The organism is Dactylosporangium sp. CA-233914 (assembly GCF_050942935.1).
Taxonomy (GTDB): Bacteria; Actinomycetota; Actinomycetes; order Mycobacteriales; family Micromonosporaceae; genus Dactylosporangium.
In genome coordinates, this window is sequence record NZ_CP192030.1 from 11,771,468 (window position 1) to 11,796,609 (window position 25,142).

Below are 25,142 nucleotides of genomic sequence, written 5' to 3' on the forward strand. Positions count from 1 at the left end.
ATCGACTTCCGTCGGAGTGTGCGGCCATATGGCCGCCACTACACCAAACGGTGACGTTTGTCTGATCTCGCGGGCATGTGTGATCAACCCGAAGGGTAGGGTCGCGCGTCGGGTGGTCAGTCAGTTATCGTCCGTTCGTTCAGGTGCATCGCTGCACAGTGTCCCGGAAAACCGCCGTTTACCCCTTTACATGGCGGAATGACCGGTTCGGCCGCGCCCGCGAACGTTTGACGCCGCTGTCGTGACCGAGGGAAGGGGGCTCCGCCGGTGTCGGATACCGACGAGTCCGCCACGCGCCCTGCCACCGTCCGCGAGACGCTCGCCAACCGTGAGTTCGCGGCGCTGTTCGCCGCCCAGGCGCAGTCCAACCTCGGCGACAACGTGGCCCGGGCGGCCGTGATCGCGCTGGTGTACAACCAGACCAACTCCCCGGTCCTGTCGGCGGCCGCCTTCGCGATCAGCTACCTGCCCTGGCTCGGCGCCGGCGCGCTGCTGTCGGCGTGGGCGGAGCGGCACCCGTATCGCCGCACCATGATCGGCTGCGACCTGCTCCGCGCCGGCCTCATGTTCGTGCTGGCCGCGTTCCCGGGGCTGCCCACCGGCCTGCTCATCCTGCTGCTGTTCGGCAACGCGCTGCTGAGCCCGCCGTTCGACGCCTCCCGCTCGGCGCTGCTGCCGCGGCTGCTGCAGGGCGAGAAGTACGTCACCGCCATCACCCTGAGCCGCACCACCGGCCAGATCGCGCTGATCGGCGGCTACGCTCTCGGCGCCGTCCTGGTCGCCTTCGACGGCTCGGTCGCGCTGCTGCTCAACGGCGTGACGTTCGCGATCTCCGCGCTGCTGATCGCCCTGGTGGTCAAGGAGCGCGAGCCGAGCCTGAAGGTCGAGGAGCGCACCAACCTGCTGCGCGAGGCCGCCGACGGCTACCGCGTCGTGTTCAGCTCGGCCGTGATGCGCGCGATCGCGCTCGTCGTCTTCACCGGCGTCTGCTTCGGCGTGGTCCCCGAGGGCCTGGCCGCGGCCTGGGCCGCCCACCTGTCGGGCGGCCCGGACGCCTTCGCCTTCGGTGTCATCATGACCGCCGCCGCGGCCGGCTTCGTGCTCGGCAGCGCGCTGGTCACCTGGTGGCTGCGCCCGCAGCGGCGGGTGGCGCTGATCCGGCCGATGGCGGTGATCACACCGCTGTCGCTGGTCCCGGCGCTGCTCGACCCGGGCCTGCCGGTCGTCGTGGTGATGACGGTGTTCGCCGGCGCGTCCCTGGCGATCACGCTCCCGGCCGGCAACGGGCTCTTCGTGCAGGTGCTCCCGCCGGCGTACCGGGCCCGCGCCTTCGGTGTGATGCAGAGCGGCGTGCACCTGCTGCAGGGCGGCGCGATCCTGTTCACCGGCTGGCTGGCGACCAACTTCCCGCTGCCGGACGTCGTGGGGTATTTCGGCATCGCCGGCCTCGGCGCGACGGTACTGATCATCGCCTCGTGGCCGTCGAAGGCGACGATCGCCGACGCCGTGGCGGCCAACAAGGTCCAGGTCGCGGCCGAGCAGCACGCCGCCGAGCGCGGCGGCCGCGTCGACGACATCGGCGAGGTCACCATCGACCTGGGCCGCGCACCGCTACCCCCGCGCCGGCGCCCGTCGCCGGGTCCGTCGGCCCGGCGCGAGCCGCCGATGCCGGACCCGGCCGAGCGCACCGTCGACCTCAGCGAGCGCACCGCGGAGCTCGGTGGCCTCCCGCCCGCTCCCCCGTCACAGCCGGCGCGGCATAGTTGATGGCGTGACGTCCCCCAACTTCTACGAGCTCGTCGGCGGCGAGCCGACGTTTCGCAAGCTCGTCGACGAGTTCTACGCCGGCGTGGCCGAGGACCCGATCCTGCGCCCGCTCTACCCGGAGGAGGATCTCGGCCCGGCCAACGAACGGTTCCGGCTCTTCCTGATGCAGTACTGGGGCGGCCCGACCACCTACTCGCAGAACCGCGGCCACCCGCGCCTGCGGATGCGCCACGCGCCCTTCCGGATCGCCTCGGCCGAGCGTGACGCCTGGCTGCGGCAGATGCGCCGGGCGGTCGACGCGATCGAGCTGGCCCCGGAGCACGAGGCGGTGCTCTGGGACTATCTGGAGCGAGCCGCCCACTTTATGGTCAACGCCGACGACCCGGAAGAATCGGACTCTCCGACCATTCCGGTGCTTTAACGGGCGTAGCGTTTCCTTTCGTCACGTTTTCCCGTTGGGTGTCTGTGTGCCGCCGTGTCCGACGACACGCTCCGGCACGTCCTGCCGCTTCAGGAAGACGACCAAGGAGACGCCTGCATGCGCCGAAGCATGATCGCCGCGGCCGCGGCCACACTAGCCGCGATCGCGGTCGCCATCCCCGCCTCCGCCGCGCTGAACCAGCCCGCCCAGGTGTCCACCGACCCGGCCGACTTCACGCCGAACGTCCTCGACGGCGAGGTCCGCGCGTTCGCGGTGGTCGGTGACGCCGTGGTGGTCGGCGGGGACTTCACGACGGTCGCCGACGCCAAGCGCAAGGTGCGGTACAACCGCCGCAATCTCTTCGCGTACCGCGCGGCGACCGGCGAGATCCTGCCGTTCGCGCCGCAGCCCGACGCGCCCGTGCTCACGCTGGCCACCGGCCCGAACAACACCGTCTACGCGGGCGGGGCGTTCCAGAAGATCGCCGGCGGGTCGCAGCGCGGCCTGGCTCAGCTCAGCCTCGCCGACGGCGCCCGGGTGTCGGCGTTCACCGCCGCCATCAACTGGGGCGACACGCGCAGCATCATCGCGCAGGGGCCGTACCTCTACGCCGCCGGCTCGTTCAGCCGGATCGGCTCCACGAACCGCGTCGGCCTGGCCCGCCTCGACGCGACCACGGGCGCCGTGGACCCCGCCTTCGACCTCAAGCTGGCCGCACCGCACCTGACCCGGGTCAAGCTCGAGGACCTGGCCCTGACCCCGGACGGCACCAGGCTCGCCGCGGTCGGGGCGGTGGAGCAGGCGGCCGGCCAGTGGCGGGCCCAGGTCGTCATGGTCGACATGCCGGCCGGCGGGGCGGTGCGGCTCGCGGACTGGTACACCGACGCGTACGCCCACCAGTGCCGATCGGGCTTCGAGACGTACCTGCGCGGGATCGACTTCGACCCGACGGGGACGTACGCCACGATCGTCGCCACCGGCCGCAAGTGGGGCGACGACCTGATGTGCGACACGGCGGCCCGCTTCGACCTGCGCGGCACCGGCATGCACCGCCCGCTGTGGGTCAACTGGACCGGCGGGGACTCGCTGTACTCGGTGGCGGACACCGGCGCGGCCGTCTACGTCGGCGGGCACCAGCGCTGGATGGACAACCCGCAGGGCCGGGAGACGGCCGGGCCTGGCGCGGTGTCCCGGCCGGGCATCGCCGCGATCGACCCGCGGACGGGCAAGGCGACGGCGTGGAACCCGAAGCGGCAGCCGCGCGGCGTCGGCGCCCGGGCGCTGCTGGCGACCCCGCAGGGGCTGCTGGTGGGCTCGGACACGGAGCGGATCGGCGGGGAGTACCACGCCCGCCTGGCCCTGCTGCCGATGTCCTGAGCTTCGCGGCAACGCGAAAGGCCCCCGTCGTCGACGGGGGCCTTTCTCATGGGGTGACCGATGGGATTTGAACCCACGACACCCGGGACCACAACCCGGTGCTCTGCCAACTGAGCTACGGCCACCATGAACTCGCCCGCTAATAGTAGGGCATGGACGACGGGATTCGTCGACAGGGTTATGACGCGTTCGTGTCGCCTTCCCGGCTCAACTCCGCCGCGATCGCCTTGGCGGTGTCGACGTCGGGGCCGGGCAGCGGCACGAAGAGGGTGCGGCGGTAGTACTCCAGCTCACGGATGCTCTCCCGGATGTCGGCGAGGGCACGGTGGGCGAGGCCCTTGGCGGGCTGGCCGAAGTACACCCGCGGGTACCAGCGCCGGCACAGCTCCTTGATCGAGGAGACGTCGATCATCCGGTAGTGCAGGTGGTGGTCGAGGCGCGGCATGTCCCGGGCGAGGAAGCCGCGGTCCGTCGCGATCGAGTTGCCGCACAGCGGGGCGGTGCGCGGGTCGCGGACGTGCTCGGTGATGTAGGTCATGATCATGTCTTCGGCCTCGGCGACCGTGACCGTGGACGCGCGGACCGCCTCGGTGAGGCCCGACTTGCCGTGCATCTCGCGCACGACCTCGAGCATCCCGTCCAGCGCCGCGTCATCGGCGTGGATCACCACGTCGATGCCCTCGCCGAGCACGTTGAGATCCGGGTCGGTCACCAGCGCCGCGACTTCGATCAGCGCATCCTTCCCCAGATCGAGACCCGTCATCTCACAGTCGATCCAGACCAAAAGATCACCCACACCGGACAGCCTAGTGTTCATCTGGCCGACTTCTCACTCCTCGGTGCGGGCAACCGCCCATAGTGCGCGATGTCGTTACCAACGCGGGCCCTCAATGTGGCCTAGCTCACCGCCACATCCGGACTTTTCGCTCATTTCTTACTCAGCGCGCGGCGCTGCCGGTACCGGCGGTGTCGCGGACCTTACCCTCGTCGCCGAGCGAAACCGCGCCGGCCGGCGCCGTCTCGTCGCCCAGGGTCAGCGGGGCCCAGGTGAACTGCAGCTCGATCGCCGGCATGGCGGGCAGCGGCGGCAGGTCGATGGGGCCCCGGCCGTCGAGCTCGACGTCCTCGGGCGCGGGGCGGTCCAGCTCGCTCTCGGTGAGCAGCACCGGATCCTTGCCGGCCGGGTCGGCGCCGCCCTCGGCGGCCACCTCGGCGTCCGCCGCGGCCAGGACGTGCGCCAGGGTCGCCATGATGCGCTCGTTCACCTCGGGCTCCTCGGCGGACTCCGCCGCGGCCTCGGCAACGATGACCGGCTCGTCGGCGTCCTCGGCCTTGGGCTCCGGCTCGTCGCGGGTCTCGGAGGTAGGCTGCGACGGGACGACCGGGAGCGGCTCGGGGGTCGGCTCGAGGTCCGGCTCCGACCGGACGAGGGCCTCCTGGCGCGGCTGGGGCCAGGCGAGCGTGAGCAGGGCCAGGAAGAACAGGGCCGCGCCGAGCATGAGCAGGCCGCCGGTGGTGGGGCCGAGCCAGGCCGGGGCCAGGCGGGCGGTGATGGCGGCGTCGATTCCGGCGGTACCGTCGGCGCGCATCACCACCAGCGCCAGGTGCTTGCCGCGCAGGGCCGACGGGGACCAGGTCAGCTCGGCGGCGCCCGCCTTCTGCTCGCTGCGGGCGATCCAGAACTGCTGCTTGCCCGGCGCCTTGTCGGCCTGGCCCTGACCCTGGTCCTGACCCTGTGTCTGGTTCTGCGCCTGACCCTGGTCCTGCGCCTGGTTCTGCTCCTGCGGGACGCCGCCGGCCTGAGCGTTCGGGTCGGTCGCGGTGATGGCCCTGGCCGCGGGCTCGGCGATCAGCTCGACCGGCAGCGGGCCGCGGGCGAGGCGGACGCGGTTGAGGCGGATGCGGTCGTGGCCGACGAGGTACCGGTCGACGTCGGCGGCGGGCGCCAGGCCGATGAAGAGTGGGCCGCCGGAGCCGACCGCCGACAGGCTGAGCGTGGTCTGCCCACCCCGCGCGAACGGCGCGTCGGCCCGCAGCAGCGCGTCGACGTCGGGCACGACCACGGCCGTGCCGCTGGCACGGACCGGCTCCAGCCGTGCCGTGAACGTGTCGTCGGCCGCGCGATGCTCCATGGCCATCAGCAGCCCGCCACCGGCGAGCGCCAACGGCACCGCGATGAGCAGCAGCAGCGCGCCGACACCCGCCCGAACCAGACGCACGACCATGGCAGCGGCCCCTCTTCCCCCGGCGTTACGGGCCCGACATTACCGGCAAATAACTCCAGAAATGCCGGAATCTGCCGGAAAACGCGGAAATGGGGTCATTTACGACTTGACGGGCACCTGCACCGTCACCGTGGCCTGGTTCAGTTCGTCGACGCGCGCCGTGAACTTGAACTCCCACGTGCCGGGCGCGGTCAGCGAGATCTGCCCGATCGCATGGTCGTCACTGATCGCGAGCATGGGGACAGTGAGCGGCTCGATGCCCTTGGCGGGCAGCGCGGCGGTCGCCTTCCACTCCACGACGGTCTGCGGGCCGGAACCGTCGGGCTTCACGGCGTACAGGTGAATCGAGTTCTGCCCCACGGTCGCCGGCGAGATGTCGACCTGCAGCTTGAGCAGGCTGGTGGACACGACGGTGTCGAAGGGCCCGGGCGGCACGTCGCTCTGCCCGCCCCGCGCGGGGCTGGTCTGCACGAGCACCGAGGTGAGCGCGAGCACCACGACCGCGACGGCGACCTCGAGGATGACCGCCGTGCGCAGCCGCCTCCGGTCCCGCACGTCGATCTCGGCCGCCACGACTGCCACCGTCTCCGGCTCCTCGTCCTCCTCGTATTCGTCCGCATCGTCTTCGAGGGCCTCTTCGCTCGCCATCCGCGTGGTCGCCCCGTTGCCGCGGCCGGCGACCCGCAAGGCCGTCACCGTTGCGCCGCGAGCTTCCGATGATTCCGACATTTCCGAAATATCGGTAAGGGTGGCCGGAGCCGGGGTGAAGCGACGGCTGGTGAGGCTGCGGGAGTACGCGGCGACGGCCACCACGACGGCGAGCAAGGCGACCTTGGCGATGACGATCTGGCCGTACAGCGTGCCGGTGAGCGCGTCGATGGTCCCGATCTCCACGAGCGCCTGCGCGGTGCCGGCCAGGACCAGGACCGTGATCGCGAAGAGCGCCCAGCCCGACCACACGGGAACGATCGCCGTGAGCTCGCGGGTGTTGGCGCGGCGCAGCAGGAAGCCGAACAGCATGACCAGGCCGCCCAGCCAGATCGACATGGCCGCGAGGTGGGCGGCGTCGGCGACGACCGTGAGGGTCGGCACCGGCGAGGCGCTCGGATGCCCGGAGATCGGCCAGGTCGCCAGCCCGACGACGCCCAGGATGACCAGCAGGGTCTGGTCCGCCTTGCCGGCACGGCCGGCGATGACCGGGCGCAGCAGGACGGCGGCGGCGATGACGACGCCGAGCCGGACCAGGTGCGCCGCGCCGAACGTGGTGCCCAGGACCTCGCGGATGGCGGCGCCACTGACGTCGAACAGTGTCGTGCCGGCGGTGTAGGGGACCTGGACGTACAACTCCAGCAGCGTGCTCAGCGCGAGCAGTCCGGCGCCGGTCAGCGCGACCCGGCCGGGGTCACGCGCGGAGAGCCGGCGGGGCCAGAGCGCGAACAGGATCAGCGCCGGGCCGACCAGCAGCACGAGCCCGGCGAAGCCAAGGAAGCGCGCGACGGACATCGCGTTCTTGACCACGCCGTCGGTCTGGGCCGAGGAGCCGGCGTCGTCGGCGGGCGGGGTGGCGCTGGGCTGGCCGTAGGAGAAGCTGTACCCGCCGGAGACCGGGTGACTGTCGGCGGAGATGACCCGGTAGCTGACCAGATAGGTGCCCTTCGGCCCGCCGGACTTGAGCGGGATGACCAGTTCCGAGTCGCGCACGGCGGGCTTGCCGGTGTCGGCCCGGCTCCCGTCCGGCGCGATCACCTTGATCTTGTCGGCGACCAGGCGGACGTGCTCGCTGAAGGTCAGCGTGACCTCACCGGGCAGTTCGTTGAGCACGATGTTGGCGGTGGGGGCGGTCTGTTCGAGTTCGGCGTGCGCGCTGGCGGGCGCGGCAGGCAGCACGAGGATGGCCAGGGCGCCGAGGAGCATCGCCAGGGGTACGGACCATCTGCGTCGGGTCATGACGTCATGATTTCGCGCCGGTCATTGGGAGGTGGTCGCGGGTGGGTCCGGGAAAGTTCCCGACGACTTTCCCGATGACTCCGTGTTAGACGGAACGTACGCTGCGCGATGGCGCCCCGGATGTGTCACAGGTGCGCGATAGAGTCTGGGCCATGACGACGACGCGCCTCGAGCCGGGTGACACGGCCCCCGAGTTCACGCTGCAAACGGACCGTGACGAGCCCCTGTCGCTCGCCGACCTGCGCGGCCGCAAGGTCGTGCTGTATGCGTACCCCGCCGCCATGACCCCCGGCTGCACCAAGCAGGCGTGCGACTTCCGCGACAGCCTGGCGTCACTGCAGGCGGCCGGCTACGAGGTCGTCGGCATCTCGCCCGACTCCCCCGCGAAGCTGGCCAAGTTCCGCGAGCGCGACGCCATCACGTTCCCGCTGGTGTCCGACCCGGATCGCGAGGTCCTGCGCACCTACGGCGCCTATGGCGAGAAGCAGAACTACGGCCGCACCGTGCTGGGCGTGATCCGCTCGACCTTCGTCATCGACGAGAAGGGGCAGATCGAGCGGGCGATGTACAACGTGCGGGCCACCGGCCACGTCGCCAAGCTGCGCAAGGATCTCGGGCTCGACTGACTGCGAGCACCCGAACCATGGATGATCATCGTATTACTGGTGGCGCCTTCGTCCAGGTCAGGGCAAGATCACGGGTCAAAACACACCGGTAATCCGGCCGAAACGGTTCGTGCCTAGGCTCTCGTCATGGCGGACATCTTCGATGAATACTCGATGTCCGGGGCCATGTTCGAAGCTTGGGACGAGATGTTCGAACGCCCCGGCCAGCCACGATCGCCCTATCGTTCGCTGTTCGCCGCGCTCCAGCCGCTGGCCCCCGCCGATCTTCGGTTCCGGGCCGACCAGCTGGCCCGCGTCTTCACCGATCGCGGCGTCACCTTCGCCTACGCCGGCGAGGAGCGCCCGTTCCCGCTCGACCTCATCCCCCGCATCCTCGACGCCACCGAGTGGGACCTGCTGACGGCCGCCGTCCAGCAGCGGGTCAAGGCCCTTGAGGCGTTCCTGGCCGACATCTACGGCGCCGGACGCGTGTTCGCCGACGGCGTCGTGCCCCGCAAGCTGATCACCACCAGCGCCCACTTCCACCGACAGGCCTACGGCATCGAACCCCCCAACGGCGTGCGCGTGCACATCAGCGGCGTCGACCTCGTGCGCGACGAGGAGGGGCGCTTCCGCGTGCTCGAAGACAACCTGCGCATCCCGTCCGGCGTGTCGTACGTCATCGAGAACCGCCGCGCCCTCACCCACACCATGCCGGCGCTGTTCGCCGACGCACGGGTCCGGCCGGTCGACGACTACCCGGCGCGCCTGCTCGCCGCGCTGCGGGCCGCGGCGCCCGAGGGCGTGGACGATCCGACGGTCGTCGTGCTGACCCCGGGCGTCTACAACGCCGCCTACTTCGAGCACGCGCTGCTCGCGCGCCTGATGGGCGTCGAGCTCGTCGAGGGGCGCGACCTCGTGTGCGGCGGCAACCGGGTCCGGATGCGCACCACGCAGGGCGAACGACCGGTGCACGTGGTGTACCGGCGGGTCGACGACGAGTTCATGGACCCGCTGCACTTCCGCCCAGACTCGGTCATCGGCTGCCCCGGCATCGTGAACGCCGCCCGGGCCGGGCAGGTCACGCTGGCCAACGCCGTGGGCAACGGGGTCGCCGACGACAAGCTCGTCTACACGTACGTACCGGACCTGATCCGGTACTACCTGTCGGAGGAGCCGCTGATCGACAACGTCGAGACGTACCGGCTGGACGACCGCGACCCGGAGGTGCTCCACGACGTCCTGGGCCGGCTGGACCAGCTGGTGCTCAAGCCGGTCGACGGCGCCGGCGGCAAGGGCATCGTCATCGGGCCGCAAGCCTCCGAGGAGACACTGACCACGCTGCGCGAGGCGGTCGAGAAGGACCCACGCGGCTGGATCGCGCAGCGGCCAGTGGCGCTGTCGACGTCGCCGACGCTGCTCGGCGACCGGGTCGCGCCGCGCCACATCGACCTGCGCCCGTTCGCCGTCAACGACGGCAACGAGATCTGGCTCCTGCCCGGCGGCCTGACCCGGGTCGCGCTGCCGGAGGGCGCCCTGGTCGTCAACTCCAGCCAGGGCGGCGGCTCGAAGGACACCTGGGTGCTGGCCCACCCGGGCGACCCGGCGCCCGCCCCGCGGCCCCGCGTCGTGGCCGAGCCGCGCAACTGCGGCGGCAGCCCCCGCGACAGCGGACCGGCGGCCGCGCAGATGGCCGGACAGCAGCAGTAGAGGAGGGTCGATGCTCAGCCGTATCGCGGAGTCGCTGTTCTGGATCGGCCGCTACATCGAGCGCGCCGACGACACCGCCCGCATCCTCGACGCGTTCCTGGGCCGGCTGCTGGAGGACCCGTGGGCCGACGAGGACGCGGCCTGCCGCAGCCTCATGTCGATCCTCGGCGCGTCCGCCCCGCAGGACCGGCGCCTGAGCACCGGCGACGTGCTGGAACTGCTCGCGTTCGACGCCGAGGACCCCAGCGCGATCTCCGGCGCGATCGTCGCCGCCCGCGACAACGCCCGCGGCGTGCGCGAGACGATCTCCAGCGAGATGTGGGAATGCCTCAACGTCACCTGGCACACGCTCGCGTCCCGCCGCGTCGCCGCCGAACGCCTCGGCCCGACGGTGTTCCTCAGCTACGTGCGCGAGCGCGCCGCCGTCCTCGCCGGCCTCGCCGAATCGACGATGAGCCGCGACGACGGCTGGCGGTTCCTGGTCCTGGGCCGCAGCCTGGAGCGCGTCGACATGACCGCCCGGCTGCTGTCCATCCAGACCAACACGCCCGACGAGGTCACCGGCTGGCGCACGGTGCTGCGCTCCTGCGGCGCCGACGAGGCGTTCCTGCGCACCCACGGCGGCACGTTCGACCCGCAGCGGGTCACCGAGTTCCTGCTCCTGGACCGCCTCTTTCCCCGCTCCGCCCTGCACGCCCTCGGCGCCGCCGAGCAGTGCCTCGTCGACCTCGCGCCCACGACCGAGCGGGCCGGCGTGACCGACGCCGCCCGCCGGCCGATCGGGCAGATCCGCACGCGCCTGGAGTACGCCGACACGACCACGCTGCTCACCGAACTCCCGCAGCACCTGCGCGCCCTGCAGCAGACCTGCGCGACGGCGAGCGCGGCGATCACCGCCCGGTACTTCCCGCAGTCCACGCCCGTCACGTGGGGCACCGTCGCTTGGGGTGGATCATGAACTGGCGCCTGAAGATCCGTCACGTCACCGGCTACAAGTACGCCGGCACCGTCTCGGCCTCCTACAACGAGGCCCGCCTCACCCCGCTCACCCTGCCCTGGCAGACGACCCTCTTCAGCCAGGTCGAGGTCACCCCCGGCGCCACGACGTACCGCTACCACGACTACTGGGCCACCCAGGTCACCGCGTTCGACCTGCACCGCCCCCACCAGCAGCTGCGTGTGGTCTCCAGCAGCCTCGTCGAGGTGTCCCCGCCCCCGCCTCCGCGGCTCTCGCTCGGCTGGTCCGACCTCGGCACCGAAGCCGTCCTCGACACCCACGCGGAATTCCTGGCCGACAGCCGCCTCACCGCCGTCAGCCCGGAGCTCGTCGAGGACGTCTGGGCCGCCGTCGGGGCGCACTCCCCCGCGGAGTCCGCCGAGGCCGTCTCGTTCTGGGTCAAGAACGAGGTGTCGTACGTCCCGGGCTCGACCGGCGTCCAAACCAGCGCTCAAGAGGCGTGGGACCTGCGCAAAGGCGTCTGCCAGGACATCGCGCACCTGACCGTCGGCCTCCTGCGCGCCCGGGGAATCCCCGCCCGATACGTCTCCGGCTACCTCCACCCGAAGGTCGAGGCCGAGGTCGGCGAGACGGTCGCCGGCCAGAGCCACGCCTGGGTCGAATGGTGGTGCGGCGAGTGGACCGGCTTCGATCCCACGAACGGCGTGCCCGTCGGGCCGCGCCACGTCGTGGTCGCCCGCGGCCGCGACTACGACGACGTGCCACCGCTGCGCGGGGTGTACCACGGCGCGCCGAGCAAGCACCTGGGCATCACGGTGGAGATCACACGACTCGCCTGAGTATTGTGTCTCTCGGTTGCGGGGCCGTAGCCCAATGGCAGAGGCACACGGTTTAGGTCCGTGCCAGTGTGAGTTCGACTCTCACCGGCCCCACCCCGTTGGGATGACCCTGCTCGCGCCCGTTGGGCGGTCGTGGGCTTTTGGGCTGGCCTGTGGGGTTTTTCGGTTCTCTCTCTGGCTATCTCGCTCGTACACTGCTCCGCATTATGACGAAGCTGAATCAGATCATCGCGGTCGAGAAGGGCGTGAAGTCGCGCTCGTTCCAGGACCTCACCGAGGCGCACCACGTCCTGCAGAAGCCGGCGCTGCTGGCCGGCATCGCCCGCACGTATCGGCCGAAGGACGAGGAGGGCGAGCAGCTGCCGCCCGAGTCCACCCGCGTGCAGGTGAAGGCGGAAGAGGTACTGCGCCAGACCGCCGCCATCCTGACCCGCCTGTTCGACGTCACCGCCACGAAGGACTGGACGAACTGTGCGGCCCGCGCCGACGTCTCCATCGACGGCGAGGCCCTCCTGCGCGACGTGCCGGTCTCCTACCTGCTGTTCCTGGAGAAGCAGCTCGCCGACCTGCTCACGTTCGTGCGCAAGCTGCCGGTCCTCGACGCCGCCGAGACCTGGGTGTACGACGCCTCCGCGGACACCTACGCCACCGAGCCGACCCAGACCACGCGCACGAAGAAGATCCCGCGCAACCACGTGAAGGCCGAGGCGACGGAGAAGCACCCGGCGCAGGTCGAGGTCTACTACGAGGACGTCGTCATCGGATACTGGAAGACCGTGAAGTTCTCCGGCGCCCTGCCGGCCAAGCGCGTCAACGAACTCGTCGAACGCGTCGAGAAGCTGCAGGCCGCGGTGAAGTTCGCCCGCGAGGAGGCCAACGGCGTCGAGGTGGTCGAGCAGGAGACCGGCGAAAAGGTGTTTCGGTACCTGTTCGGGTAGGGGCTAGGATGGCGGGGCGCAAGGAGCGCAGACTGAACCTGAGGCTCAGTTTGACAGGTGCGCGCGGTGTCAATGTGGAGGTTCGATTCCTCCCGCCGCCATCCCCAAGGCGGCGTAGCCCAATGGCAGAGGCGGCCGCGGGAGCCGAAACACAAACTCAACTTCTCGCTCCAGTCTGAGCATTCGCCGCCGAACGCCGGATCAACCGAACGGGACACAAACCTCGAGGTTGCGGGTTCAACTCCCGCCCGGTCCTCTCCACGGGCCGGTAGCTCAACCGAAGAGCGCGAGGTCAACAAGCTGATCCCAGTTCTTCAAACGTCGCCGGCGTAAGCAATTGGGCGGCAAGCCGAAGCCCGGCGGATGGATACTCCGCCGGGCTTCACCACCCCCACCGAACACGCACCCCTCAAGCCCCGCCCATTCCCCAGTTGCGCCCAACACCAAGGTCCACGTCCCCACCGCAACCTCGCACAGCGCCACACGTTCTCGTCCCCCACCACAACCTCGCGCACTCCCACGCGTTCTCGCTCCCCACCGCAACCTCGCACGGCGTCACACGTTCTCATCGCCGGCCGCAGCCTCGCGCAGTGCCATGCGTTCTCGTCCCCAACCGCGACCTCGCACGGTGTCACACGGTCTCATCGCGGGCCACAACCTCGCGCAGTGCCACGCGTTCTCGTCCCCCACCGCAACCTCGCGCGGCGTCACACGGTCTCGTCCCGCCGTTCCTTCGCACAGCGTCCGCGTCCCGCCTCCCGCTGCCGCGACTCCCGCGCACAGACCCGCGGTCACACCCCTGCGGCTCCCCCACCCGGCGCCCGCGTCCTTGTTTCCGCTGCTCCCCAGCGCCCTCGCCCGGCGCGGCGTTCACGTTTTCGTCTGCCCCTGTTGCCCGCACGCCTTCCTACATCCTGCTGTTGCCCCGCGCGGCCCGTTCCCTGTTTCCCGTTTCCCGTTAGCCCGCGATTTCCCCGCCGACACCGCGCCCATCGACGCACGCCTGCCAACTACCGCGGCGCCATCCGCACCCGACTGAGCGCGGCCACGGCATCCTCAGGCTCATCCACACTGACCGTGAACTGCCGCCCCCCAAAGTCGAACATCAACGCCGCCCCCGACCGCACAATGACCGCCCTCCCCCGCCCAGGCACCCAGGTCCACCCCCACCGCTGCCCCACACTGGACCGAACATCAACCACCCGAATGTCATTCACCATGCGCAACGGCACCGAAATCGGCGGCATAGGCAACAGTCCATGCCGAATCCGGACGTTGTACATGCTGATCTGCACGCCAACGTGCGCCATCGCCGCCGCCCACCCCAGGCAGGCCACCCCGGCAACGAACAACAACACCGTCAACGCCAGCCGCTTGGGGTGCGCAAACGCCTCGTCCGGCACCTGAACGTACCCAACGACGAAACACACCAGGGCCACCCCGACCCCAACGCCGGCCCGCCGATACCCGAGAGCCCGCCCAGACCAAAGCAGAAACGACACCCGCGTTGTTCTACCAGAGCCCCACCCAGAACACCCCGACACGCCACACGAACGCCCCCACTTCTTGCGGACCCAAACGACCCCACCCACCCAGCACCACAACCTCCTGAACACGACAAACGCAGCCACCACGCCCCCGGCACCCCAAGCGCTGACACCGAACCTGTCCGATCCTGGTCAGTCAGCAGGGGCGCAGCGGGCAGCCCGCGGTTCGGTGCTTGACGCCCGGCAACGACGTCCTCTCCCTCCGATAGCGGCCGCCCCCAAACTCCAGCAACGGACTCCTACGCCCCGCACGGACTCCTACGCCCGCAGGGACTCCTACGCCTCCGGCGGCGGCCCGCAGCACTCTCTGACCGCTTCGGCGAGCGCCGTCAACGACCGCACAACCGCATTCCGCCCCTCCCCACCGTGCAGCATCTTCCGGGGCTCCCGGATCCGCTCCACGCCGATCGCATGAGCCCCAGCCCGCTGTGTGGCCGACATCGCCGAGAACGTCGCACAAACCACCGCCGTCTCCCGCGCCGGCACCCGGAGCGCCTCGAACACCGGCGCCAGCGCCCGAACCGCCGGATTCCGCATCGCGAAGCCTCGCCCCAGCGTCGGCCCGACCAGGCTCCGCAGCCCGAGCCGATGCAGATATCGCCCGACCGCCGACTCGCTGTGCGACGCGTACACAGCGACCAAACGCCCCGTTGCCCGGCATGCCTCGAACAACTCGGCGGCACCGGCGGTCACCGGCGCGGAGTCGGCAGCGTCGACCTCGGCGTCGTGAATCAACTGCTCGGCCCTGCGCCCCACCTCCTCCGATACCCCGTATGCCTCGGCCAACATGTCGAACGGGTTGTCGCTCGTCCCTTCCAGAATCGACATCTGGTGCCCGGTCTCCTGCAGCATCTCGCCGACCTGCCGCGCCACGGCCGCTGGCTCGGGCAGGAGGTTCCCCAGCACACTGAACGTCACGACGACGTGGTGCGTGCGATCAAGGATCTCGGCAAGGTGGGGCCTGACCAGCACGGACGTCACGCGGTGATCATGTCGCGCCGACCGCCCCCTGCGACGCGTTATGCCACTTTCGCCTCGCCACTCGGCGTGCTCTCGCCGCTAATGTCCGAATCCGCTGCTCGTCCGGACGGCATACCGCTTAAAGAATCGCGATCTCGTCGCCGATCGCAATTTTGCCGCGGACGTCCGGGATGAGGTTGACGCCGAACATGAGGCCGCCCGGGAAGCGTCGATACTTTCCGAGCACGCGCAACGGTTCGCGCCCCTTCTTTCCCGTCTCCGGATCGATCGTGGTCAGGACGCATCGCGAGCAAGGCTTCGGCACTCGGAACGCCACGTCGCCGATGACGATCCTCTGCCCGATCCAGTCGTCCTCCGCCCAGGCCGGCGCGCCGGCGACGACGACGTTGGGCCGGAACCGGGTCATCGAGACGGGTTCCTCGTCCGCCTCGGCCAGCCAATCGTTCACCGCGGTCAGGGAGGCCTCGTTGGCCAGCAGGAGCGGATATCCGTCGGCGAAGCTCACCCGGTCCTCCGGGGTGCTGTACTCCGGCTCGACGGGCCGCCGCGTCGGATCGTCGAGGTAGAACAGGCGTGCCGGGCGTCCGATCGCCTGCGACACCCACTGGTTCGCGACGTCCCCCGCGGTCGTCGCGGCAATCCACAGAACGAAGTGCTTGATGTCCGTCGTGTCGGCGGTCGGATATGGCACCTCGAGTGGCGCGAAGCCCTGCGCCTCGAGCATGAGGCCCTGGTGTGTGTAGCGCGGCCGAATCCGCCCCAGCGCCGGCCAGTCGCGCTGGGTGATGAGCTTGGCGTCCTCGTCCACGAGGATCCACCGGCGGTCTCCCGCCAGGCCCCATGGCTCGACTACCGCGGCGTCCACCTCGACGCGGTAGCAACTCTTGATCGGGTAGGTCGCTAGGTAGCTCAGCCGCACGTTCTGAGAGTCGCATGTTGTCCTCCCTTCCCGCCAACAGTATGAATGACTGCTTACACTTGACGCAAGCCTGAAAGGGGGCTTACATTCAGCCCATGACTTCATCCCCGCGCCAGCGGATACTCGACCTCTTCGACGGGCAGCGACTCACGCCCGTCCAGCGCCGCATCGCGCGCATCCTGGTCGAGCACGCCGGGCAGGCCGGCTATCTGTCCAGCGGAGACCTGGCCACGCTCGCGGGAGTGAGCCAGCCTTCGGTGACACGGTTCGCGACCGCGCTGGGGTTCGAGGGCTATCCAGCGCTACGCGACCAGATGCGGGTGACGATCGACGGATACCGGCACAGCTCATCCACAGTGGACGAGTCCAACGAAGCCGCGCCGGTGAGCCAGTTCGAGCAGGCACTCGGCGACGAGATCGCCAACCTACGGCGGCTCTCCGACTCGCTCACCGACCCCAAGCCGCTCTCGGAGGCAGGCCGGCTGCTCATGGAGAGCCGCCCGCTCCCGGTGCTCGGCATGCGCGCGGCCACCGCGCTTGCCGGGGCCTTCGCCTACTTCGCAGCCAAGGTCCATCCGGACGTAAGACTCCTGGACCAGCAGGGCAGCGTGCTCGCGGATCGCCTGGAACAGGCACGCGCGGCCGGAGCAGTTGCCATGCTGGCGTTTGTGCTGCCCCGATATCCACGCGAGGCGGTCGACACGCTACGCGAGGCGCGGGCTGCGGGGCTTCGCGTGGTCACCGTGACGGATTCACCGGTCAGCCCGGCCGCCGCGGAGTCGGACATCGTGCTGCCTGCCCCGGTCGGCTCCCGGCTGGTCTTCGACATACACACCGCGCCGATGGCCATGGTGACGATCCTGCTCCAGGCAATGTGCGACTCCACGCCCACCGAAACCCAGGAACGGCTCGAGGCCTTCGAGCGCTCCGCCGCCACTCGTCAGGTATTCCTGCCCTAGCCGAGGAGAATCATGGAAGCGGTGCGTGCCCCTCGGGGCACCCAGTTGACGACACGAGGATGGCAACAGGAAGCCGCCCTGCGCATGCTCATGAACAACCTCGATCCTGACGTCGCGGAGCGCCCGCAGGACCTGGTGGTCTACGGGGGCACCGGCAAGGCTGCACGAGACTGGCCGTCGTTCCAAGCGTTGGTCCGCACGCTCACGACCCTGGCCCCGGACGAGACGATGCTCGTGCAGTCCGGCCGGCCCGTCGGTGTCCTGCAGACACACGAGTGGGCGCCGAGGGTGCTGATCGCCAACTCCAACCTGGTCGGCGAGTGGGCCAACTGGCCGGAGTTCCGGCGCCTGGAGGCTCTCGGCCTGACGATGTATGGGCAGATGACCGCCGGATCGTGGATCTACATCGGCACGCAGGGCATCCTGCAGGGCACCTACGAAACGTTCGCGGCCGTCGCCGAAAAGCGATTCGGCGGAACGCTGACCGGCACGCTCACGCTGACCGCCGGTTGCGGGGGCATGGGCGGTGCGCAGCCGCTCGCCGTGACCATGAACGGTGGCGTCTGCCTGATCATCGACGTCGACCGGGCACGGCTGGAGCGCCGGGTCGCCAACCGCTATCTCGACATGGTCGCCGATTCACTCGAGGCCGCGGTCCGGCTCGCTGAGGAGGCGCGACGCGACCGCAGGCCTCTGTCGGTCGGGGTCGTCGGCAACGCCGCGCTGCTGGTGCCCGAACTGCTCCGGATGGGAGTAGCGGTCGACATCGTGACCGACCAGACCTCGGCGCACGACCCGCTGTCCTATGTGCCGATCGGGGTCGCGCTCGAGGACGCCGCCGACTACGCGGCGAAGAAGCCGGAGGAGTTCACGGAACGGGCCCGCCACTCGATGGCGCGGCACGTGGAGGCGATGGTCGGGTTCCTCGACCGCAGCGCCGAGGTGTTCGACTACGGCAACTCGATCCGCGGTGAGGCTCAGCTGGGCGGATTCGACCGGGCATTCGCGTTTCCGGGGTTCGTCCCGGCGTACATCCGACCGCTGTTCTGCCAGGGGAAGGGCCCGTTCCGGTGGGCCGCGCTGTCGGGCAACCCCGCGGACATCGCCGCCACCGACCGGGCGGTCCTCGATCTCTTCCCCGAAAACGCGTCGCTGCACCGCTGGATCACGATGGCGCGGGAGCGGGTCGCGTTCCAGGGGCTGCCGGCCAGGATCTGCTGGCTCGGTCAAGGCGAACGCGACCGGGCCGGGCTACGGTTCAATGAGATGGTCGCCGACGGCACGCTGGAGGCACCGATCGTCATCGGGCGCGACCACCTCGACAGCGGATCGGTCGCCTCGCCATACCGCGAGACCGAGGCGATGCGCGACGGCTCCGACGCGATCGCCGACTGGCCGCTGCTGAACGCGCTGGTCAACACGGCGTCGGGGGCTTCCTGGGTGTCGATCCACCACGGCGGCGGCGTCGGGATCGGGCGGTCGATCCACGCCGGTCAAGTGTCGGTGGCCGACGGGACGGAGCTGGCGGCGCGGAAGCTGGCGCGGGTGCTCACCAACGATCCAGCGATGGGCGTGCTGCGACACGTCGACGCGGGATACGAGGACGCGGCTCGGGTGGCCGAGGCGACAGGGCTTCGAGTGCCGATGCGGGAGCAGTCATGATGAATGCGGAACGGTTTGCGGCGCTGTGGGGCTCGCTGACTCCGATCGGCCGGGCCGGCGACGACGGCGGGTACGTGCGCCATGCCTGGACCGACACCGACCTGGTGTGCCGGGAGTGGTTCGTCGAGGAGGCGCTGGACCGCGACCTCGAGGTGGAGATCGACCGCAATGGCAACATATGGGCCTGGTGGGGCGACCCCGAGGGCGAGGGCGCCATTGTCACCGGCAGCCACCTCGACTCCGTGCCGCACGGCGGGGCCTATGACGGGCCGCTGGGCGTGGTGTCGGGGCTGCTGGCCATCGACCGGCTGCGCGAACGCGGCGTGACACCGGCCCAGCCGGTCGCGGTGGTCGTGTTCACCGAGGAGGAGGGCGCGCGGTTCGGGGTGCCGTGCCTGGGCTCCCGACTGATGACCGGCGCCTATGACGCGACGAAGGCGCTGCGGTTGCGTGACCGGGAAGGCACCTGGCTCGCCGACGCCATCGGACGGGCCGGGCTCGACCCCGACCGGCTCGGACCTGACCCCGAGCGGCTGGCACGCATCAAGGCGTTCGTCGAGCTCCACGTCGAGCAGGGACGGGCGCTCGACCACCTCGACGAGCCGGTCGGCGTGGCCAGCGGGATCTGGCCCCACGGCCGCTATCGGTTCGACTTCACCGGCGAGGGCAATCACGCCGGCACCACCAGGATGTCCGACCGGCACGATCCCATGCTCACGCTGGCGTATACGGTGCTGGCGACCGATGAGACGGCCCGGGCCCACGGCGCACACGCGACGGTCGGGCGGGTCACCGTCGCGCCGAACGCCACCAACGCGATCGCGGCTCGCGCCTCCGCCTGGCTCGACGCCCGCGCGGCGGACAGCGACACGCTGCAGAAGCTCGTCGAGTCGATCCGTCAGCGGGCGGAGGAACGCGCCCGGCGGGACGGCACCCAGGTCACCATGGCCGCGGAGTCGCTGACCGGCGAGGTCGGGTTCACCGGCGACGTCAGCCGGCTCGCCGCCCTGGAGCTGGACGCGCCGGTGTTGCCGACCGGGGCCGGGCACGACGCCGGGGTGCTGTCCGGCCACGTGGACACGGCAATGCTGTTCGTGCGAAACCCGACGGGCATCTCGCACGCGCCGCAGGAGTCGGCTTCGGACGCCGACTGCGCCGTCGGCGTCGAGAAGCTCACCGACCTGATGGCCCGGCTATGTCAGTGACGCGATACCACTGCGAGCACGCCTGGCTGCCGGTCGGCGTTGCCGACGACGTTCTGGTCGAGATCGCGGGCGGCCGGTTCGTCGCGGTTCGGCCGCAGACGCCGCCCGACGCGCCGGAGGCGGCCGGGGCGACGCGGCTCGCCGGGCTCACGCTGCCGGGGCTGGCCGACGTGCACTCGCACGCGTTCCATCGGGCGCTGCGCGGACGCACGCAGCGGGGCCGCGGGACGTTCTGGACGTGGCTCGAGCAGATGTACACAGTGGCTGCGGCGCTCGACCCGGACTCGTATCACGCGCTGGCTGTCGCGGTGTATTCGGAGATGGCCCTTGCCGGGATCACCTGTGTCGGCGAATTCCATTACCTGCATCACGGACCAGGTGGGGTGCGCTACGCCGACCCGAACGCGATGGGCGAGGCGCTCATCGCCGCAGCCGCTGACGCGGGAATCAGGATCACGCTGCTGGACACGCTATACCTCACCGCCGGGGTGGATGGGCGGCCGCTGGAGGGGGTACAGCTGCGATTCGGTGACGGATCGATCGACGCCTGGTCGGGCCGGCTGGACCGGATGCGGCCCCGGCCGCACGCACGGATCGGCGCTGCGGCGCACAGCGTCCGGGCCGTGCCGCCGGACGAGCTGGCGGCGTTCGCGGTCCGCACCGACGGCATGTCGACGCACGTGCACCTCTCGGAGCAGCGTGCCGAGAACGAGGCCTGTCTGGCGGTTCACGGCCGCACGCCGACGGAGTTGCTCGCCGACCGGGGGCTGCTCGGCGGGCGGGTGACGGCCGTACACGCCACTCATCTGACGGACACGGACCGCGCCGAGCTCGGCGACAGCGGCACCGGGGTGTGTCTGTGCCCCACCACCGAGCGAGACCTGGCCGACGGGATCGGCCAGGCCAGGGCGCTCGTGGACGCGGGCAGCCCGCTGAGCCTCGGCAGCGACAGCCACGCGGTTATCGACCTGTTCGAGGAGGCTCGCGCCGTCGAGATGCACGAGCGGCTCCACACCGAGCACCGCGGGCACTTCACGGGCAGCGAGTTGATCAACGCGGCCACCGTCGCCGGGCACGCCGCGCTCGGCTGGCCCCACAGCGGGGTCATCGCGGTGGGAGCGCGGGCCGACCTGGTCACCGTCGCGCTCGGCTCGCCACGCACGGCCGGCGGCGACCCGGCGGCGATCGCGTTTACCGCTACGGCGGCAGACGTGCGGCATGTCGTGGTGGACGGCCGGGTCGTCGTACGCGACGGAGTCCACGCCGCCGTCCCGGACGTCGGTGCTGCCCTCTCCGGGGTGCTGCAGGCGATCACTGCCAGCCCACCCTTCGACCAGAAATCCACAAGCCAGCCGCAAGCCACGAGCCACCCGCACGGGGCTAACCAATCGCTGGTCGCAACCCCGCGCGAGGCCATAAAGCCGCCCGGCGGCGGCGGGGGCAAGGGGCTCGGCAGCGGCGGCGGATTCGACGGCACCGCTGGAGGAACGGCGGCGCTCGCCGAAGGGGCATTCGGGGCGGCGCGATGAGGTCGTTGCTGGTCACCAACATCGGTGAGCTGGTCACCGCGGACACGGCCTGGGGCGAGGGGCCGCTCGGGATTCGACACAATGCGGCGCTGGTCATCGACGAGCGGCGGGTCGAGTGGATCGGCCGGGCCGTCGATGCGCCCGCGGCCGATGCGCGGCTGGATGTGGATGGGGCGGCGGTGCTGCCCGGGTTCGTCGACAGCCATTCGCACCTGGTGTTCGCGAGTGACCGGGCGACGGAGTTCGCGGCGCGGATGGCGGGGCAGCCGTATACGGGTGGGGGGATCCGGACGACCGTCGGGGCGACCCGCGCGGCCGATGACGAGCAGCTACGGGCGAACGTCGCTCGGCTGCGGAACGAGGCGCTACGGCAGGGCACCACGACGATGGAGATCAAGTCCGGGTATGGGCTGAGCGTGGCGGACGAGGCGCGGTCGCTGCGGATCGCGCGGGAGTTCAGCGCGGAGACGACGTTTCTCGGGGCGCATGTGGTGCCGGCGGAGTATGGCGGCCGTACCGATGACTATGTGAGCCTCGTGTGCGGGCCGATGCTCACCGCGGCGCGTGGGGCCGGGGCGCGGTGGATCGACGTGTTCTGCGAGCGGGGAGCGTTCGACGCCGATCATTCGCGGGCGATCCTGACGGTCGGCGCCGCCGCGGGCATGGGCGTGCGGGTGCACGCGAACCAGCTGGCCGAGGGGCCGGGGGTGCAGCTGGCGGTCGAGCTGAACGCGGCGTCCGCAGATCATTGCACGCACCTGTCCGCGGAGGACATCGCGGCGCTGGCCGGGTCGAACACGGTCGCGACGCTGCTGCCCGGGGCGGAGTTCTCGACTCGGTCGCCATACCCGCCCGCTCGAGCGCTGATCGACACCGGAGCGACGGTCGCGCTGGCCACCGACTGCAACCCCGGGTCGTCGTACACCACGTCGATGCCGTTCTGCATCGCGCTCGCCGTACGCGAAATGGGGATGACGCCGGCCGAGGCCGTGCTCGCCGCCACCCGCGGCGGGGCGGCCGCGCTGCGGCGGGAGGACATCGGGCGGCTGACCGTCGGGGCGCGGGGCGACCTGGTCGTGCTGGACGCGCCCTCGTATGTGCACCTGGCCTACCGGCCCGGGGTGCCGTTGACCAACAACATCGTGCTCAATGGGGAGCTGGTTTGATCACCATCACCGCCTCTGGCATCACGCCCGACGACCTCATCGCGGTCGCCCGGGCCAACGCGCGAGTGACCCTCGCGCAGGACGCGCTGGACGCCATGCGGGCGAGCCGGGCGATCGTCGACGGGATCGAGCGGGACGGGCGGCCCGTGTACGGGGTGTCGACCGGGTTCGGTGCGCTCGCGAACACATTCATCGCACCGGAGCGGCGGGCGGAGTTGCAGCACGCGCTGATCCGGTCGCACGCGGCGGGGGTCGGGGCGCCGATGCCGCGCGAGGTGGTACGGGCGATGATGCTGCTACGCATACGCTCGCTGGCGATGGGGCGTTCCGGGGTGCGGCCCGAGGTCGCGCAGGCGCTCGTCGAGCTGCTGAACTCGGACATCACGCCGTGGGTACCGGAGCACGGGTCGCTGGGCGCGTCCGGGGATCTTGCGCCGTTGGCGCACTGTGCGTTGGTGCTGATCGGTGAGGGCTGGGTGCTCGCGAAGGACGGCACCCGGATCAGCGCCCTGGACGCCGGGGTGTCGCCGATCGAGCTGTCGGCGAAGGAGGGGCTCGCGCTCATCAACGGCACCGACGGGATGCTCGGCATGCTGTTGATGGCGATCACGGACGCTGGGCACCTGTTCGCGATGGCGGACGTGACCGCGGCGCTGTCGATCGAGGCGATGCTCGGCTCGTGCCGGCCGTTCATGCCGGAGTTGCATGAGATTCGGCCCCATCCGGGGCAGGCGGCGTCGGCGGCGAACATCTACCGGCTGCTGCAGGGCTCGCCAATCATGGACTCGCACCGGGACGACCTGGTGCATGCGGTGCAGGACGCGTACTCGATGCGGTGCGCGCCGCAGGTGGCCGGGGCCGCGCGGGACACGCTCGAGTTCGCGGTGACGGTCGCCGCGCGGGAGCTGCGGTCGATCGTCGACAACCCCGTGGTGCTTCCGGACGGGCGGGTCGAGTCGACCGGAAACTTCCACGGTGCGCCGGTCGGGTTCGCCGCGGACTACCTCGCGATCGCGGCGGCCGAGGTCGGGGCCATCGCCGAGCGGCGGGTGGATCGACTGCTCGACGTGACGCGGTCGCGCGACCTGCCGCCGTTCCTGACCCCGGATGCGGGTGTGAACTCGGGGCTGATGGTCGCGCAATACACGGCGGCGGGGATCGTCGCGGAGAACCGGCGGCTGGCGGCACCGGCGAGTGTGGACTCGGTGCCAACGTCAGGGATGCAGGAGGACCACGTCTCGATGGGGTGGGCGGCGACCCGGAAGCTGCGGACGGTGCTGGACAACCTGTGCAGCATCCTGGCGGTCGAGTTGATCTCGGCGGTGCGCGGAATTCAGCTGCGGGCGCCACTGCAACCGTCGCCGGCCGGGCGGCTGGCGGTGGCGATGGTGGAACGGTTCGCGGGCGGGCCAGGGCCGGACGTGTTCCTCGCGCCGGTGCTGGAGGCAGCTCGGGCGCTGGTCTGGTCGCGCGAGTTCCGCAACGAGATCGAACGGGCGACCGGGCCCTTGGCTTGACGAAACCCGGGCGGCGGAGGGAAAGGCGTGGGTGGAAGGTGCAGAGAGCGCGCGGCAGGAGCAAGGGCACGAGCCGAAGGAGCGGCGCCCGGCGCGAAAGAGGCCCGGCGGAGGGGAGCAGCGGCTGGAAGGGGGCGGGGCAGGAACCAGGAACGGGAGCCGCGGCGGGCGGCGAACGGGAAGAGAGCGCAGGCGAATCGCGACCGTCGCCACCGAGGCCGGCCGGGCGCGGAGACTGGCCGATGTGGGGTGCGAATGGCCGCGGGCAGCTCAGCGAGTTCGCCGCGCGAGGGAGAACCACGGGTCTGAGCTGTCCGCAGGTGACGCGAGGGGCGGGTCCCAGCTACCCACAGAGTGGCGGGGCGCCGGGCCGGGTGCCCGAACGGCCAGCAACGCGGGGACGCGAACACTGACAGGCCGGGGCGCGAACCCGGCGAGCCGGGGACCGCGAACGCTGACAGGCCGGGGGACGTGAACGCTCGCGAGCTGGAGGAGGCTGGACGCGGGCGTGGGAGAAGGGTAGGCGCGGTTGGGAGGACGTTGAGGCGGTTCCGGACGGCTCGAGGTGGCTTGGGCGTGTTTCAGAACCGTGTTGCAGGCCCTGACTAACGGCCATGTGGCTCTAAGATGAAGTTTTGTTCATCAGGGCCGTAAGGGGCCCTGCCGAGTCCACCGGAGACCACCGCCCGCATGGTCGCCGCATCGGCGTTCGTGTCCGGCGGCCGTAGCGCAGCACCAGCGTCGAGCTGGGGCTGGCGTGCTCGGCGAAGTGCCGGTGGGTGCCCTCGACAACCCCGGACGAGATCCGCACGGTGCATGCCGTGCGGGACCGCGCCGGAACGACGAGGTGCACGAGCCGGACTGTTTGCG

At 70.7% G+C, this 25,142-nt stretch carries 19 protein-coding genes, 2 tRNA genes and 1 pseudogene; 15 read left to right on the plus strand and 7 right to left on the minus strand.

Annotated features, from left to right (window positions below; all coding sequences use genetic code 11):
* Window positions 1-267 precede the first annotated feature (267 nt).
* The 3 genes from ACQPY0_RS52445 to ACQPY0_RS52455 all read left to right on the plus strand — a co-directional run bounded on the left by ACQPY0_RS52445 (window position 268) and on the right by ACQPY0_RS52455 (window position 3,565).
* Window positions 268-1,767, plus strand: coding sequence for an MFS transporter (locus ACQPY0_RS52445; protein ID WP_432979272.1), 1,500 nt, complete (start codon window positions 268-270; stop codon window positions 1,765-1,767).
* A 4-nt stretch (window positions 1,768-1,771) separates the two neighbouring features.
* A complete protein-coding gene (locus tag ACQPY0_RS52450) occupies window positions 1,772-2,188 on the plus strand; it encodes a globin (RefSeq protein WP_432979275.1) in 417 nt (138 codons plus the stop codon).
* Window positions 2,189-2,305: 117 nt separating this feature from the next.
* The gene (locus tag ACQPY0_RS52455) at window positions 2,306-3,565 is read left to right on the plus strand and encodes a PKD domain containing protein (protein ID WP_432979278.1); all 1,260 of its coding nucleotides are present in this window, start codon (window positions 2,306-2,308) and stop codon (window positions 3,563-3,565) included.
* 49 nt (window positions 3,566-3,614) lie between these two features.
* Here ACQPY0_RS52455 and ACQPY0_RS52460 read toward each other — a convergent pair.
* The 4 genes from ACQPY0_RS52460 to ACQPY0_RS52475 all read right to left on the minus strand — a co-directional run bounded on the left by ACQPY0_RS52460 (window position 3,615) and on the right by ACQPY0_RS52475 (window position 7,737).
* Window positions 3,615-3,690: transfer RNA gene (locus tag ACQPY0_RS52460), tRNA-His, on the minus strand.
* 53 nt (window positions 3,691-3,743) lie between these two features.
* On the minus strand, window positions 3,744-4,382 hold the full coding sequence (orn, locus tag ACQPY0_RS52465; protein ID WP_432979281.1) for an oligoribonuclease: 639 nt from the start codon (window positions 4,380-4,382) through the stop codon (window positions 3,744-3,746).
* Between the two features lie 121 nt (window positions 4,383-4,503).
* Window positions 4,504-5,790: a hypothetical protein gene (locus tag ACQPY0_RS52470; RefSeq protein WP_432979284.1), complete on the minus strand. Its 1,287-nt coding sequence runs from the start codon at window positions 5,788-5,790 to the stop codon at window positions 4,504-4,506.
* 99 nt (window positions 5,791-5,889) lie between these two features.
* Entirely contained in the window at window positions 5,890-7,737 is a 1,848-nt protein-coding gene (locus tag ACQPY0_RS52475) for a copper resistance CopC/CopD family protein (RefSeq protein WP_432979287.1), read from the minus strand.
* A 152-nt stretch (window positions 7,738-7,889) separates the two neighbouring features.
* Between ACQPY0_RS52475 and bcp the strand changes: the two genes are divergently transcribed.
* From bcp to ACQPY0_RS52505, 6 genes are all read left to right on the plus strand, one after another.
* Window positions 7,890-8,363, plus strand: a complete 474-nt coding sequence (bcp, locus tag ACQPY0_RS52480) for a thioredoxin-dependent thiol peroxidase (RefSeq protein WP_432979290.1) — start codon at window positions 7,890-7,892, stop codon at window positions 8,361-8,363.
* Between the two features lie 126 nt (window positions 8,364-8,489).
* On the plus strand, window positions 8,490-10,052 hold the full coding sequence (locus tag ACQPY0_RS52485) for a circularly permuted type 2 ATP-grasp protein (protein WP_432979293.1): 1,563 nt from the start codon (window positions 8,490-8,492) through the stop codon (window positions 10,050-10,052).
* A 10-nt stretch (window positions 10,053-10,062) separates the two neighbouring features.
* Complete coding sequence (locus ACQPY0_RS52490) at window positions 10,063-11,010, plus strand: alpha-E domain-containing protein (protein ID WP_432979296.1); 948 nt, start codon at window positions 10,063-10,065, stop codon at window positions 11,008-11,010.
* A complete protein-coding gene (locus ACQPY0_RS52495) occupies window positions 11,007-11,849 on the plus strand; it encodes a transglutaminase family protein (protein WP_432979299.1) in 843 nt (280 codons plus the stop codon). The genes ACQPY0_RS52490 and ACQPY0_RS52495 overlap by 4 nt, the downstream gene beginning before the upstream one ends.
* 20 nt (window positions 11,850-11,869) lie before the next feature.
* Window positions 11,870-11,942: transfer RNA gene (locus ACQPY0_RS52500), tRNA-Leu, on the plus strand.
* 113 nt (window positions 11,943-12,055) lie between these two features.
* On the plus strand, window positions 12,056-12,787 hold the full coding sequence (locus ACQPY0_RS52505) for a hypothetical protein (RefSeq protein WP_432979302.1): 732 nt from the start codon (window positions 12,056-12,058) through the stop codon (window positions 12,785-12,787).
* 1,010 nt (window positions 12,788-13,797) lie between these two features.
* On the opposite strand, the gene ACQPY0_RS52510 is transcribed toward ACQPY0_RS52505, so the two are convergent.
* The 3 genes from ACQPY0_RS52510 to ACQPY0_RS52520 form a co-directional block, all read right to left on the minus strand.
* On the minus strand, window positions 13,798-14,217 hold the full coding sequence (locus tag ACQPY0_RS52510; protein ID WP_432979305.1) for a hypothetical protein: 420 nt from the start codon (window positions 14,215-14,217) through the stop codon (window positions 13,798-13,800).
* A gap of 393 nt (window positions 14,218-14,610) precedes the next feature.
* Window positions 14,611-15,315: a hypothetical protein gene (locus ACQPY0_RS52515; RefSeq protein ID WP_432979308.1), complete on the minus strand. Its 705-nt coding sequence runs from the start codon at window positions 15,313-15,315 to the stop codon at window positions 14,611-14,613.
* A gap of 118 nt (window positions 15,316-15,433) precedes the next feature.
* Entirely contained in the window at window positions 15,434-16,234 is an 801-nt protein-coding gene (locus ACQPY0_RS52520) for an MOSC domain-containing protein (RefSeq protein ID WP_432979311.1), read from the minus strand.
* A 95-nt stretch (window positions 16,235-16,329) separates the two neighbouring features.
* Here ACQPY0_RS52520 and ACQPY0_RS52525 point away from each other — a divergent pair, with 95 nt between their 5' ends.
* The 6 genes and pseudogenes from ACQPY0_RS52525 (at window position 16,330) to hutH (ending at window position 24,272) form a co-directional block, all read left to right on the plus strand.
* Complete coding sequence (locus ACQPY0_RS52525; RefSeq protein ID WP_432979314.1) at window positions 16,330-17,193, plus strand: MurR/RpiR family transcriptional regulator; 864 nt, start codon at window positions 16,330-16,332, stop codon at window positions 17,191-17,193.
* Between the two features lie 12 nt (window positions 17,194-17,205).
* A complete protein-coding gene (gene hutU / locus ACQPY0_RS52530; protein WP_432979317.1) occupies window positions 17,206-18,855 on the plus strand; it encodes a urocanate hydratase in 1,650 nt (549 codons plus the stop codon).
* A complete protein-coding gene (locus ACQPY0_RS52535; protein WP_432995783.1) occupies window positions 18,855-20,060 on the plus strand; it encodes an allantoate amidohydrolase in 1,206 nt (401 codons plus the stop codon). Before hutU ends, ACQPY0_RS52535 begins: the two co-directional genes overlap by 1 nt.
* Window positions 20,057-21,382 (plus strand): annotated as a pseudogene (locus ACQPY0_RS52540) (formimidoylglutamate deiminase); the annotation flags it as partial. The gene ACQPY0_RS52535 and the pseudogene ACQPY0_RS52540, both read left to right, overlap by 4 nt.
* A 203-nt stretch (window positions 21,383-21,585) precedes the next feature.
* Window positions 21,586-22,755 (plus strand): imidazolonepropionase, encoded by a 1,170-nt coding sequence (gene hutI / locus ACQPY0_RS52545; protein ID WP_432979320.1) that lies wholly within the window; start codon window positions 21,586-21,588, stop codon window positions 22,753-22,755.
* Window positions 22,752-24,272 (plus strand): histidine ammonia-lyase, encoded by a 1,521-nt coding sequence (gene hutH, locus ACQPY0_RS52550; RefSeq protein WP_432979323.1) that lies wholly within the window; start codon window positions 22,752-22,754, stop codon window positions 24,270-24,272. The genes hutI and hutH overlap by 4 nt, the downstream gene beginning before the upstream one ends.
* The last annotated feature ends 870 nt before the right edge of the window (window positions 24,273-25,142 follow it).